Annotated in this window: 10 protein-coding genes; 8 read left to right on the forward strand and 2 right to left on the reverse strand. The window is 59.9% G+C overall.

The window, feature by feature from the left end; genetic code table 11:
* Positions 1 to 25 precede the first annotated feature (25 nt).
* Positions 26 to 535 carry a hypothetical protein gene (locus M0P56_RS03985; RefSeq protein ID WP_291508754.1) on the reverse strand — a complete coding sequence of 170 codons (510 nt, stop codon included), beginning with the start codon at positions 533 to 535 and terminating at the stop codon, positions 26 to 28.
* Between the two features lie 226 nt (positions 536 to 761).
* Between M0P56_RS03985 and M0P56_RS03990 the strand changes: the two genes are divergently transcribed.
* A complete protein-coding gene (locus tag M0P56_RS03990; protein WP_291508755.1) occupies positions 762 to 1,154 on the forward strand; it encodes a DUF488 domain-containing protein in 393 nt (130 codons plus the stop codon).
* A 30-nt stretch (positions 1,155 to 1,184) separates the two neighbouring features.
* Here M0P56_RS03990 and M0P56_RS03995 read toward each other — a convergent pair whose 3' ends face one another.
* The gene (locus M0P56_RS03995; RefSeq protein WP_291508756.1) at positions 1,185 to 1,922 is read right to left on the reverse strand and encodes a Crp/Fnr family transcriptional regulator; all 738 of its coding nucleotides are present in this window, start codon (positions 1,920 to 1,922) and stop codon (positions 1,185 to 1,187) included.
* A 187-nt stretch (positions 1,923 to 2,109) separates the two neighbouring features.
* Here M0P56_RS03995 and M0P56_RS04000 point away from each other — a divergent pair, with 187 nt between their 5' ends.
* The 7 genes from M0P56_RS04000 to ybiB all read left to right on the forward strand — a co-directional run bounded on the left by M0P56_RS04000 (position 2,110) and on the right by ybiB (position 13,161).
* Complete coding sequence (locus M0P56_RS04000; protein WP_291508757.1) at positions 2,110 to 3,273, forward strand: CmpA/NrtA family ABC transporter substrate-binding protein; 1,164 nt, start codon at positions 2,110 to 2,112, stop codon at positions 3,271 to 3,273.
* A gap of 306 nt (positions 3,274 to 3,579) precedes the next feature.
* Positions 3,580 to 4,986, forward strand: a complete 1,407-nt coding sequence (locus tag M0P56_RS04005; RefSeq protein WP_291508758.1) for an MFS transporter — start codon at positions 3,580 to 3,582, stop codon at positions 4,984 to 4,986.
* Between the two features lie 119 nt (positions 4,987 to 5,105).
* On the forward strand, positions 5,106 to 6,344 hold the full coding sequence (locus M0P56_RS04010; RefSeq protein WP_291508759.1) for an alginate export family protein: 1,239 nt from the start codon (positions 5,106 to 5,108) through the stop codon (positions 6,342 to 6,344).
* A gap of 236 nt (positions 6,345 to 6,580) precedes the next feature.
* Positions 6,581 to 9,034, forward strand: a complete 2,454-nt coding sequence (gene nirB, locus M0P56_RS04015; protein WP_291508760.1) for a nitrite reductase large subunit NirB — start codon at positions 6,581 to 6,583, stop codon at positions 9,032 to 9,034.
* A 7-nt stretch (positions 9,035 to 9,041) separates the two neighbouring features.
* Positions 9,042 to 9,365, forward strand: a complete 324-nt coding sequence (nirD, locus tag M0P56_RS04020) for a nitrite reductase small subunit NirD (protein WP_291508761.1) — start codon at positions 9,042 to 9,044, stop codon at positions 9,363 to 9,365.
* On the forward strand, positions 9,362 to 12,139 hold the full coding sequence (locus M0P56_RS04025; protein WP_291508762.1) for a nitrate reductase: 2,778 nt from the start codon (positions 9,362 to 9,364) through the stop codon (positions 12,137 to 12,139). Before nirD ends, M0P56_RS04025 begins: the two co-directional genes overlap by 4 nt.
* Positions 12,136 to 13,161 carry a DNA-binding protein YbiB gene (gene ybiB, locus M0P56_RS04030; protein WP_291508763.1) on the forward strand — a complete coding sequence of 342 codons (1,026 nt, stop codon included), beginning with the start codon at positions 12,136 to 12,138 and terminating at the stop codon, positions 13,159 to 13,161. The genes M0P56_RS04025 and ybiB overlap by 4 nt, the downstream gene beginning before the upstream one ends.
* Positions 13,162 to 13,169 lie beyond the last annotated feature (8 nt).

Genomic DNA, 13,169 nt, shown 5'->3' on the forward strand with positions numbered 1-13,169 from the left:
ATGCAGGATTCCGTTACCACATGTGTCATGACAGCACCCCTTTGTCAGGCCCACGACGCCGCCAATGGTCATGGACGCTGAAGGTCAGGTGCAGCAACCACAAAACCAGCAAGATAACGGCCAACACGTGGTGCCATGGAAGGCATTCACCATGTCTCTGCCACAACAGAATACCGATAACCACCGTGATGCTGGCAAAAATCAGGAAAAGGCCTTGCACTGGAGCATCGATCCCCTCGCGAAATGAGGCCGAAAAGCCTATCTCTCCACGGATCTGTCGTCCCAATTGATGCCGAGTTTCTGCCGAGAATAAAAACATACGCGCCATGACCTTGTTTCCCTGCGGAGTCGCAAGCAACCAACCCCACTCCCCCATGATGAAGACGCCAGCCACCAAGCCACCCGCGACATGAAAAGAAAATATCCAGCGCATCCCCGCACCCAGCAAAAAGCCCGAGAGTATCTGCATGGTTACCGTCAGCACGACACCTAGGAGGATGAATAATGCCCAGCGCGGGCGGCGGATCGTGGTCATATTTCCAATGCCACATGGACTCGATTCATCCCCGCAAAGGGTCCCAGAGATAGCATCACGACATTACCTTCCTCTTCAACGGCTGCGGAGTCATAGTGATTTTGACTGCTATACTCAATAATTCCTTAGCCCAGGTCAAAAAACTCAACCACTATACTGGTTAATTGATTTCACCTATGGCTGCTCCGTCTGCAAAAAGACGGCAGCCTGATGCGTAATGACTAAAATGACTTCAGACCGCTCTCAGCACATTGAAATTACGACTTGGCGCGTATATGCGCGTCCCCTGCCCATAGGCTACCACGTACTGGCTGAACGCCTCTGGCCTCGTGGCGTGCGCAAGGCCGACCTCTCGCTGGATGCCTGGCCCAAAGACCTCACCCCCAGCACCGCCCTGCGCCAGTGGTTCGCCCACGATCCTGAACGCTGGGACGAGTTCCGCAGCCACTACCTGGCAGAATTGGCGACGCAAAAAGAAAACGCTCTGACGCTGCTGGCCGAAGCCGCCGGGGCACCTATTATCCTGCTCTATGCCGCCCACGACCAAGAGCACAACGGTGCGTTGGTGCTCTGCGATTTTCTGCAGACACTGACGGCACCAACTCCCGGCGCACCCTGAATAGTGGCAAAGACATCAAGGCACATCGCCTCAATGCCCTTCGGCCCAGCGCCGGAGAGCGAGCGGATCAGGGATGGTAATAATCCGGCGCTCCACATCTATGAATCCGGCCTTGCGTATGCGGGTCAGCACCCTGGACAGTGTCTCAGGCGTCAAGCCCAGACGCGCTGCCACCACCGCTTTCTTGGCAGGAAGTTCGACGGCCGTGGGGCCATTCACCATCGGACACAGATCCAGCAGATAACCCACCAGCCGCTGCTCCGCCGACTCCACACTCAGATGACGCAATTCCTTGACCAAAAAATGCAGGCGCATGCTGAGGCGCGCCAGCATCTGGCGCATCAACAATGGCCGTTGCTCCATGCTCTCGACGAAGCGGTTCAGTGGAATCTCCAGCACCGTGGTCGCCGCATCGGCCTGCGCCGTTACCGGATAACGGCCACCGAGAAAGGCCACCGCCTCGGCGAAAAGGTCATCGGGCTGGATGATTTCGACAATTTTCTCCTGCCCGGTCGCCGCCGCCGCAATCAGATCAATTCGCCCCGATGCCAGAAAATAGAAGGATCGGGCCAACGACCCCTCGGCAAAGAGGATATCTCCCGACCCCAGGGTCAGTGGCCGGGACTCCGCCAGCAACGGTACGATGACGTCCTCGGGCCAGGCGGCGAAGAGCGGAGTTTGCCGTAGGCGGGAAAGCAACGCGTCCTTGTTATTCTCCATGGGCAGCACTTTCTCCAGAATAGGGGGAGCGGACAGGAAGATCAGCATCTCTTGCCACTTGCTTGACGTCAACCACCTTGGCCGGCATAAGGAACTCCGTAGATGAAATGCCCAATGGAATAGATTGGCGTGTTTCTTGCTGAGACTCAAACATTCTGGACAACGACGTCCTCGCCACCTAGATTCTAGGCCGCGGGGATTTTTTGTAGGTGCCGCTTATTTTGGAGAAATGGTCATGGCGCATGAACGCTCTCTCAGCATTGGCTATGTAGCTCTGGTCGACAGTGCGCCACTGATTGTGGCCCGCGAGGGCGGCTTCTTTGCCAAACAGGGCCTACAGGTGGTCTTACAGCGGGAACCGTCCTGGGCAAGTTTGCGCGATCACTTGCTGTTCGGTGATCTCGTGGCAGCGCATGCCCTGGCGCCGCTGCCGCTGGCGGCGACACTGGGCATCGCCTCACCGCGGGTACCGGTGCTGACGGCGCTGACGCTGTCCTTGAACGGCAATGCGATCACCGTGAGCACTGCACTGCATCAGCGTTTGACGGATGCGGGTCTGACGGGTGGCGATCAGCCCCTATTGGCGGGTCTGGCTTTGCGGCAGGTCATTCATGCCAAACCGGCCACCAAGCTGCGCTTCGCGGTGGTATCGCCGGTCTCTAACCATCATTATCAACTGCGCCACTGGCTACAGGCGGCGGGCATTGATCCAGCAACGCAGGTGCAGATCAGCGTGGTGCCACCGCGTTATATGGTAGAGGCGTTGCGTGCCAACGAGATCGACGGATATTGTGTCGGTGAACCGTGGGGAAGCCTGGCTGCGATCGAAAAGGTCGGAATACCCATCGTCAGCAGTTACGCCCTCTGGAACAATCTGATGGAAAAGGTACTGGCGGTGCGCGAGGACTGGGCACTGGCGCAGCCGGAGCTGCATCTAGCGCTGCTTCGTGCGGTATTAGCGGCAGGACACTGGCTGGATGATCCGCAACACCGACTGGAGGCAGCACCTTGGGTGGCTTCGGCTATTGATGTGCCTACAGAAATCGTCGCACTGGCACTGACCGGCGCGGTGCCAGGTTTGCCGCAGCGGGAGGATTTCCACGTATTTACGCGCTATGCAGCGAATTTTCCCTGGCATTCCCAGGCACATTGGCTGGTGCGACAAATGCAGGCAGCGGGTCAATGGCCGGAGGGTGCGGATGCCGCGGCACTCATTCCGCGGGTGTATCGTTGCGCCGAATACCGCCAAGCGGCCCATGCCCTGCAGATTCCTGTGCCGAAAGAGGATTTCGTGGCCTGGGGCGGCGAAGCACAGCCCTGGTTGCTGGCGGATGATCTGGGGGGCACGATCCGCATGGGTGCCAACCGCATTTTTGACGGGAGCAGCGTACTGCCGTAATGCCGCTTGCACCATGATGATGCGAAATTTTGGTGCATCTGCACAGGTATTGCGCATCGACCGCGCTAGCCGGAGGGATTTCCTGCCCCAGCACTCCTGTGATTTTTGGGCAGACTATCCCGTGAACGCCGCACGACGGCACAGTACCCACACGTTCGGTCGCACGACGCAAATAATGGCACGATAGCTGCTTAAAGACTTGCAAGCACTGTCCACCGACGGACAGCGTTTTGGAGCGAAGGCGTTCCTGGCCCACCAGCCAGGAGCGCCTTTTTTCATGTCCTGCATTCTGCCTTTAAGGAGACCATGATGAAAGAATTTTTGACGTCGCTGCGCACCGGCAACTGGCGGGCGTTGGTTGCCAGCTTTCTTTATTTCGATACGGGTTTCACGGTCTGGCTGCTCTACGGCCCGCTGGCGCCATACATGGTCAAAACCCTGGGACTAACACCTGCGGAACAGGGTTTTCTGGTCGCCATCCCGGTACTGGCGGCGGCGATTTTACGGGTCGCCATGGGCAATCTCTATCAGGCCATGGACGGTCGCTGGCTGGCACTGGGCGGCATTGCCCTGTCGGCCATTCCGCCGCTTTTTCTGCTCCTTTATCCGGGGGCACTCCACTTTCCCCTGCTGATTGTCCTCGGCATTCTGCTCGGGGTTGGAGGTGCGAGTTTTGCGGTAGCCCTGCCTATGGCGGGGAGCAACTATCCCGCCAAGGTACAGGGGACGGTCCTGGGGATCGCTGCGGCCGGTAACATCGGCGCGGTGCTGGACGGCTTTCTGTTTCCACCGCTGGCCGCCCAGTTCGGCTGGGCGCATGCTACTGCCGCCGCCCTGCCCCTGCTGACGCTGGCCGGAGTGACGATGTTCTTCTGGGGTAAAGATAACGCGCCGAAAAGCGGGCAGGTCGGACAAGCGCTGGCGGGTTTTACAGCAACGCTGGTCGGGCTGGCCTTTCTGGCGGTGGCGACGCCGTTGGGTTGGCTCGGGCTGCACGGCAAGACGGCTCTGCTGATGCTGCCGATCTTCGGGGTGCTGCTCGCGGGTTCGGTACTGCCGCAGCGTTACCGCCTGGCCCTCAGGGAGCGCGACACCTGGGTCATCATCCTCATCTACAGCATCACTTTCGGCGGTTTCGTAGGGATGTCTGCCTACATCAGTCTGTTGCTGGTGTCTTTGTATCATTTGCCGAAAATCGATGCGGGTATGTTGATGGCACTGTTCGCCTTCACCGGCGCCATGTTGCGGCCCCTGGGCGGGATCATTGCCGACCGGGTTTCCGGTGTTCTCGCCTTGCGCTGGTTTCTCGGCGGCATTGCCCTGACGGACGCCGCTTTTGCCCTGTGGACCCCGTCGCTGGCCGTGGCCGTTGCGTTGCTGCTCTGTCTGTATGCCTGTTTTGGGCTAGGTAACGGGGCGACCTTTCAACTGGTACCCCTGCGTTGGCCCCTGAAGACCGGGATCATGACAGGCATCATCGGTGCGGCTGGCGGCATCGGTGGCTTTTATCTGCCGGTAATTCTCGGCATTGCCAAGGAGGAAACCGGGACCTATCACCTTGGCTTCGCCTGCTTCGCCCTCCTCGCTGCAACGACGCTGGGACTGGTGCTAGCCATGCGCCGCCACTGGCTGCCGTGGTCACAGCACGCAGTCGTCGCCCAGGAGACTGTCAGCCCAGAGATCGGAGAGGTGCCAGCGGCCGTAAGCGACTAACCCCCGGCTTCAACGTCCCCGCGGAGTATTTTCGAGCACGTGATCTTCGCACCAGGGAACGGTTGCCCCCGTCCTCCGCAGATATTTACAGAAATATCCTTAAAACACCGGAGAAACTCATGTCGCGATCCTCTTCACACCGACGTCGTCATGCTATCGCTGCCCTCTTTGCCCTGCTGGCCAGCACCGCCCACGCAGACACTCTGACCGATGCCATCAGCGGTGGCCAGGTCAACCTCGACTTTCGTCCGCGCTATGAATTCATGTCTCAGGCGGACAAAAACAACGCCAATGCCTTCACGGTGCAAACGCTGCTCGGCCTGGCGAGCAAGCCCATCGCCGGAATCAGCGCTGATCTGCAGTTCATCAATGTGGCCGGGATCGTCAATCACTACAACAGCCTACGCAATCGTAAAGCAGCTTACGCGCTGATTCCCGATCCAGAGGAAACCAATGTTAACCAGGCCTATCTCCAGTATGCGGGCATTCCTGCTCTGCGCCTGCGCGCCGGTCGTCAGGAGATTAACCTGGATGACGAACGCTTTGTTGGTGCGGTGGGTTTCCGGCAAACGCCGCAGAGTTTCGACGCGGTCTCGGTACAGGGCACAGCACTGCCTGATCTGACGTTTTACGGAGCTTATATCTGGCGGATCAAAAACATCCTCAATGAAAATGTGCCATCGCGAATCTTTCTCAGCGAGGTGAGCTGGACACCGTCCCCCTTACTGCATGCTCAAACCTTCGGCTATGGCTATGGGAATCAGGCGCATAGCGTCATTCCGGGAGCGGCGGCATGTTTTCTGGCGGGTAATGCACAGGCTTGTAACAGCACTACGCTGGGTGTACGAGTGCAAGGCGCTATTTCTCTGGGGGACGCTCTGCACCTGCCCTACGACCTGAGCTATGCCAAACAGCTGCCTTATGACGGCGGGAGTGCGGTGGTGAATGCCCAGTATTATCACGTTGGTGCCGGTCTGGCGCTGCCGGAGTTCTGGCTGCATACCGACTACATGGTCATGGGAACAAATAGTCAAGGTAATTATGGCTTTCAAACGCCTCTCGCCACCAAACACGCCTTTAACGGCTGGGCAGAAGTTTTTCTGACCACGCCACCCGAAGGTTTGCGTAGCCTGTACTTCACCCTTGGCGGCGAGCTGATGGGCACCCAACTGGCGGCCATTTATTATGACTTCCAAGCCGACCGTGAAGGTGCGCAATACGGACACGAACTGGATTTGTCGGCCACCCACGTCTTTTTCAAACACTGGAGTGCCGGGGTACAGTACGCGGATTACCGGCGTATCAGTTACGGAATGAATACCGAAGGCACATGGGTATTCGTGACGGCGAAATTCTAGCCACTGCACCGCCCATTTGCACTATTATGGTGCGACTGGATCACGACTGCACCATAATATATCGGCGCACCGTAGCGCGTTCGCCATAACTATTTGTTTTTATTTTATGCGAAATACGGCATGGTTATTGCCTCTCGATTGTGGTGCGATCTGCAACGATCGCCAGTGTGCAAAACGGCAAAGGCGTCGTCAGCAATTCGGCTGACTGCGCCTTTTTTCTATTCTGGGAGTATGAAATGATGAATCCGGTACCCGTACAGCATCGCAAAGCGCGCCTGGTGGTGGTCGGCAACGGCATGGCGGGCATTCGCGCCGTCGAAGAGCTGCTGAAAATGGCACCAGAGCTCTACGAGATTACCGTTTTTGGCGATGAACCCCATCCCAATTACAACCGGATTCTCCTCACCCCGGTACTCGCCGGAGAGATGGCCCTGGAGGAAACCATTCTCAACCCTTTGGACTGGTATGCTGAACACGGCATCACCCTGCACACGGGGAGCCGAGTGACCGTCATCGACCGGGTGAAGCGACAGGTCGTGACCGAAGATGGGCGCATTGCACCATACGATCGCCTGTTATTGGCGACCGGGGCGGCAGCGGCCATCGCCCCCATTCCGGGGAACAACCTCCCTGGGGTGCTCAGCTACCGGGACATGGCCGACGTGGAATCCCTCACCCGCAGCAGCGATCTTGGCGGCGAGGCGGTCGTCATCGGCGGCGGTTTATTGGGTCTGGAAGTGGCGCATGGTCTGCGGGCGCGGGGGATGGGGGTGACGGTGGTACATCGCCGCGACTGGCCGCTGGACAAGCAACTGGACGCGCGCGGAGGCGCCTTGTTGCAGACCGCCATGGAGGCGCGCGGCGTGCATTTTCTGCTGGGCAAGGAAAGCGCGGCGGTGCTCGGCGATACCCATGTCAGCGGCCTGCGCTTTACCGATGGCAGCGAAATCCCTGCAGATGTGCTGGTGATGACCATCGGCATCGAACCGCGTATCGAGATTGCCCTGGCGGCGGGTTTGCAGTGTGAAACCGGCATTCTGGTCAATGATACCCTGCAAACCTATGATCCGCGTATTTATGCCGTCGGCGAGTGCGTACAGCATCGCGGGCAAACCTACGGCCTCGTAGCCCCCCTCTTTGAGCAGGCCAAGGTGGCGGCCAACCATCTCGCCGAGTACGGGCGGATGCGTTACCAGGGCTCGGTCACCAGCACCAAGCTCAAAGTCACAGGAATCGAACTCTTCTCCGCCGGGGACTTCATGGGTGGTGATGACTGCGAGGAAGTAACCCTGCTCGACGGCAGTCAGGGCATCTACAAAAAAGTCATCCTGCAGGAAAACAAGGTCGTCGGCAGTCTGCTCTATGGCGACACCAGCATCGGTCCCTGGCTCTTTCAGCTCATGCGTGACGGTACCGACGTCTCCGCCTTCCGCGACCATATCGTTTTCGGTGAAACACATTTGGGTGACTCCGGCCATGCTGGCGAAAATCAGGCCTCGCGGCTCTCTGACGGGGCGGAAATCTGCGGCTGTAATGGCGTGACCAAAGGCAGCATCGTCAAGGCCATCCGCGAGCAGGGTTTGTTTACGCTGGAGGAAGTGCGTAAATGCACCAAGGCCAGCGCTTCCTGCGGCTCCTGCACCGGGCTGGTGGAGCAGTTGCTGGGCAGCACCCTCGGCGGCATTTATGACAGCACCACGAAGAAAAAGGCGCTCTGCGGCTGTACCGAACTCAGTCATCAGGAGACACGCGACGCCATTATTCAGGAAAAATTGCTCTCGGTGCGCCAGACCTTTGCCTATCTGGACTGGCGGCATCCAGGCGGTTGCGCCACCTGTCGACCGGCGGTCAACTACTATGTGCGCACGGCCTGGCCAGCAGAGGGATTGGACGACGCCCAGTCCCGTTTCATCAACGAGCGTGCCCACGCCAACATTCAGCGCGACGGCACCTATTCGGTGATTCCGCGGATTTATGGTGGCGTGACCAGTCCGGCGGCACTGAAACGTATCGCCGAGGTGGCAGAGCGCCATAATGTGCCCATGGTGAAATTCACCGGGGGGCAGCGTCTGGACCTACTGGGAGTAAAAAAGGAGGACCTGCCGCAAATCTGGGCAGAGCTGAACATGCCCTCGGGACACGCCTACGGCAAGGCCCTGCGCACCGTCAAATCCTGCGTCGGCACCGACTTCTGCCGCTTCGGGGTGCAGGACAGCACCCGCCTAGCCATTGAGCTGGAACGAGGACTGGAGCGCATGTGGGCGCCACACAAGGTCAAACTCGCGGTCTCCGGCTGTCCGCGCAACTGTTCTGAGAGCACCATCAAGGATTTCGGCATTATTGGTGTCGATTCCGGCTGGGAACTCTATGTGGGCGGCAATGGCGGCATGAAGGTGCGTGCCGCCGACCTCCTCTGCAAGGTAAAAACCCACGAGGAGGTTTTGGAAATGGCCAAGGCCTTTTTGCAGATGTACCGGGAAGAGGCCCAATACCTGGAGCGCACTGCGCCCTGGGTAGAGCGAGTTGGTCTGGACCATATCCAGGCCATCGTCGTGAGGGACCGGGAATCCCGGCAGCAGCTTGCCGCACGCATGGACTTCGCCCTGTCGCAGGAAAAAGACCCCTGGGCGGAAGCAGTTTCCGGTCGTCTGGATATTCACGCCGCGCCCCTGCGCCGCGTCCCTGCCTGAGGTGATCATGATGGAATGGGTGGCACTCGGTAGTATTGCAGAAATCCCCGCCCTCGGCGGCCGTTATGTGGATACGCCCCAGGGGCAAATCGCCGTCCTGCGCAATGAAAATGACGAAGTTTTTGCGGTCCGCAATCGCTGCCCGCACCGCGGCGGCCCCCTCGCCGAGGGCTTCGTCTCCGGCAAGACAGTATTCTGTCCGCTGCACAACTGGCAGATTGATCTGGAGAAAGGCGAGGCGATGGCGCCGGATCATGGCTGCGTGAAGCGCTTTCCAGTACGCGTCGAGGATCAGCAGGTCTGGCTCGGACTGGAGGGGGTGGCGCCATGACTCTGATACGCCCGCAGCCCCTGCACCGCCTGCAGAGCAAGTCGGTCTGCCCCTACTGCGGGACCGGCTGCGGGGTCATTATCGAACACGACGGCCAGCACATTACCGGTGTGCGTGGCGACCCCGATCATCCGGCCAACTTTGGACAATTGTGCAGCAAGGGAAGTAATTTGCACCTGAGCAGTACGGGCGAGGATCGCGCCCGTGAACCGCTGCGGCGCCAGCGCGGCAGTGAAGACTGGTCGTCCCTGAACTGGTCGGAGGCGCTGACGCAGATGGCGCGTACCTGGGCCGGAATAATCCATACCCAGGGTCCGCAGGCCGTGGCTTTTTATGTTTCCGGACAATTGCCGACGGAGGATTATTATCTCGTCAACAAGCTGGCCAAGGGTTTTATCGGCACCAACCATATCGACACCAACTCGCGGCTATGCATGGCCTCCGCGGTGACGGGCTACAAATCCAGCCTCGGTATGGACTCGGTGCCCTGCTGCTATGAAGACCTCGACAGCGCCGCTTGTCTTTTTATCGTTGGCGCCAACGTCGCCTACGCCCACCCGATTCTCTTCCGCCGCATCGAGGCAGCCAAATTGCGCCGCCCGGAACTGCAGATTATCGTCGCCGACCCACGACGCACGCCGACAGCAGCCATCGCCGATGTGTTTCTGCCGATTCAACCCGGCACCGATGTTGCCCTCTTTCACGGCATGCTGCATATCCTGATCTGGGAAGGGCTCGTCAACCGCACCTTCATTGAGGCGCATACTGAGGGCTGGGAAGAACTCAAGGCGCTGGTACAAAACTACACCCCGCAAAGGGTAGCGGAAATCTGCGCGATTCCGCTCGCCGATCTGCGCGCCGCGGCGCTGGCCTTCGGGCAGGCACCGGCTGCCCTCTCCCTCTGGTGTCAGGGGCTCAATCAGTCCAGCCACGGTTCCGACAAAAATGTCGCACTTATCAACCTGCATCTGGCCACTGGGCAAATCGGCCGACCCGGCGCTGGTCCCTTCAGCCTGACCGGGCAACCCAATGCCATGGGTGGGCGCGAAACTGGCGGCATGCCCGCCCTCCTCCCCGGTCACCGCGAAGTGGCCAACCCGGAACATCGCGCCGAAATCGCGGAGATCTGGGGCGTAGAGAGTCTACATCCACAGCCCGGCCTCACCGCCGTGCCCCTGTTTCAGGCGCTCGAACGCGGCGAGATTGCAACGATCTGGATCACCTGCACCAACCCGGTGCTGTCCATGCCCGATCAGACACAGGTACAGCGCGCTCTCGAAAAATCTCTTTTCGTCATCCTGCAGGACAGTTATCTCGGCACCGAAACCGCCGCCTATGCCGACCTTCTGCTTCCCGCCGCCAGTTGGGGCGAGCGCGAAGCCTTGGTGACCAACTCCGAACGACGTATCACCCATCTGCAAACAGCTGTTCCCGCGCCAGGCAGCGCCCTGCCGGACTGGGTCATCTTCCGGGATTTCGCCTTTGCGCTGGGCAAGGCACTGGATGCCCTCGATCACCCACTGCCAGGTACCCGAGATGCTTCCTGGGCCGAGCGCGCCCGGCGTATGTTTGATTTTTCCGACTCCGCCAGCATCTTTCTGGAATATCGGGAATGCACCCGAGGCCGCGATCTCGACATCACCGGCCTCGACTTCAGCCTGCTCGACGAGTGGGGGCCGCAGCAGTGGCCCTATCCGCAAGGCGCGCAAGCAGGGCAGGCTCGCCTCTACGCCGACGGCATTTTCCCGACGCCCAGCGGTCGCGCCCGTTTCCGCAGCCCGGAATACGTCGGGGTCGCCGAAGAGATCGACGCCCGTTATCCTCTGCGCCTGACCACCGGTCGCCTGCGCGATCAGTGGCACAGCATGAGCCGCACCGGCAAGGTGGCGGCCCTCTTCGCCAGCGACGAAGAAGCCTTTCTCGAAATACACCCGGATGACGCCCAACACCTGAATCTCAGCAACGATGTCCTCGCCAGAGTCAGTAGCCGGCGCGGCAGCAACATCCTCCGAGTGCGGATCAACGCCGATCTGCAACCGGGGTTGATTTTCGCCCCCATGCACTTCGGGCGCCGCTTTGCCCCCGCCGCCCTTTGCAATCAAATGACCCTCGCTGCTATTGATCCCAGCTCCGGCGAGCCGGAGTTCAAGCACACGGCAGTGCGGGTGGAACCAGTGATTTTCCCTTGGCAGGGTACGGTCCTGCGCTTGAACGATCAGGATATCTATTTTCACGCCGCCCAGCGTATTGCCCGGCAATTCCCCTACGCGAGCCTCAGCCGCATCCGTCGGGGGGAGCGCGAGGGCTTTATCCTCCGTCTCGCTGGCGACCAGGCCCCGGCAGCCCGTGAGATTCACGCCTGGGATCAGGGACTGGGTATGGATGACATCGACATTCTTGACTATGAGGATGGCCGTCGCGGTGTGCGCAAACGCCTCTGTATCCGGGGCAACCAGCTCTATGCCGCCCGCCTCTTCGGCGAAGACACCACCCGCGACTGGCTACGTGAACTGTTGTTAAGCGCGACGGACGTCCAATCCTATCGGCACACCCTTTTTGCCCCCAAAGTGCCCCTCGATATGGGCGCATGGGTGCGCTCGCGAGGCGTTTGCGCCTGCACCGGAGTGGATGAGCGTACCCTGCGGCAGCACATCGAAGCGGGCGCGGTCACCCTCGGCCAGATTGCGCAGGTCTGTGGCGCGGGCGGCGAATGCGGCTCCTGCAAACCAGAAATAATCCATATTATCAGCAGAATGCGCCAGGAGGCCTCATGAATAGCATGCCTCTGAACCTGATTGTCGGCCGCGTCGCACGCGGACGGGAACACGCCGAGGACCTGTCCCCGGATGAAGCCCAATCCCTCTTTGCCGCCTGGCTGGCTGGCGATCTCCCTGACCTCGTCGCCGGCGCTTTGTGGGCCGCCTATCGTATCAAGGGCGAGTCCGTAGATGAACTGCGCGGTTTTGTCAGCGCCAGCGAAGCGAGCCTGCCGTCCGTTTCCATCGACAGTGCTTATCGTCCGGTGGTCTTCCCAAGCTACAACGGGACCCTGCGCGGCGCTAATTTGTTGCCCCTGCTGGCGTTGATCCTCGCCCGTTGCGGCGTACCGGTATTACTGCACGGCCCGGCAGCAAGCACGGCAAGCAACGTTATGGCACTCACCGATCACGATCCCTCCGGACGGGTCAGCAGTGCGCAGATATTTGCTGGATTCGGCCTGCCCATCGCCCATGATAACGCGCATGCGAGCAAACAGTTGCAGCAACAGGGTCTCAGTTACCTGCCGATGGAGCAACTACACCCAGGCATCGGCCGGATGCTCCAGCTCCGCCAGCGACTTGGAATCCGCTCCAGCGCGCATACCGTCGTCAAACTCATCAATCCTTTCCAAATATCTGCAGTACACTGCGCCGGGGTCACCCACCCGCCTTATCTGAAGCTTCTGCAAACCTTTTTTAGCACAACCGGGCGTATTGCCCTCTGCCTGCGTGGCACCGAAGGCGAACCCTTCGCCAACCCCAAACGCCGCCCCGACCTGCATACTTGTGTGGCGGGAGATTACGCCCTGTGGATGGCCAAAGACGATAAGCCACTGGCCCAGATCCCGGCACTGCCTGTGGATCAGAGTGTGAGCGCGACATGCCGCTTCATGGATCGGGTCCTTTCTGGCCGCACCCCCTTGCCCGCGCCGCTGGCCGATCAGGCGCTCTGCCTCCTCTCTCTCAGCGGTCGCAGCGTGGACATGGACAGCGCCCGAGCGCTCTTATCCCAGACACTTTCCGGCAACACGGAATAACTGGAGAC

It is taken from the genome of Acidithiobacillus sp. (genome assembly GCF_023229925.1).
In the GTDB taxonomy this organism is placed as follows: Bacteria; Pseudomonadota; Gammaproteobacteria; order Acidithiobacillales; family Acidithiobacillaceae; genus Acidithiobacillus.

Bases quoted from the DNA above. Each gene is read 5' to 3' on its own strand.
- M0P56_RS03985 (WP_291508754.1), bottom strand. From the start codon at position 535: ATGACCACGATCCGCCGCCCGCGCTGGGCATTATTCATCCTCCTAGGT.
- M0P56_RS03990 (WP_291508755.1), top strand. From the start codon at position 762: ATGACTTCAGACCGCTCTCAGCACATTGAAATTACGACTTGGCGCGTA.
- M0P56_RS03995 (WP_291508756.1), bottom strand. From the start codon at position 1,922: ATGCTGATCTTCCTGTCCGCTCCCCCTATTCTGGAGAAAGTGCTGCCC.
- M0P56_RS04000 (WP_291508757.1), top strand. From the start codon at position 2,110: ATGGCGCATGAACGCTCTCTCAGCATTGGCTATGTAGCTCTGGTCGAC.
- M0P56_RS04005 (WP_291508758.1), top strand. From the start codon at position 3,580: ATGATGAAAGAATTTTTGACGTCGCTGCGCACCGGCAACTGGCGGGCG.
- M0P56_RS04010 (WP_291508759.1), top strand. From the start codon at position 5,106: ATGTCGCGATCCTCTTCACACCGACGTCGTCATGCTATCGCTGCCCTC.
- nirB (WP_291508760.1), top strand. From the start codon at position 6,581: ATGATGAATCCGGTACCCGTACAGCATCGCAAAGCGCGCCTGGTGGTG.
- nirD (WP_291508761.1), top strand. From the start codon at position 9,042: ATGATGGAATGGGTGGCACTCGGTAGTATTGCAGAAATCCCCGCCCTC.
- M0P56_RS04025 (WP_291508762.1), top strand. From the start codon at position 9,362: ATGACTCTGATACGCCCGCAGCCCCTGCACCGCCTGCAGAGCAAGTCG.
- ybiB (WP_291508763.1), top strand. From the start codon at position 12,136: ATGAATAGCATGCCTCTGAACCTGATTGTCGGCCGCGTCGCACGCGGA.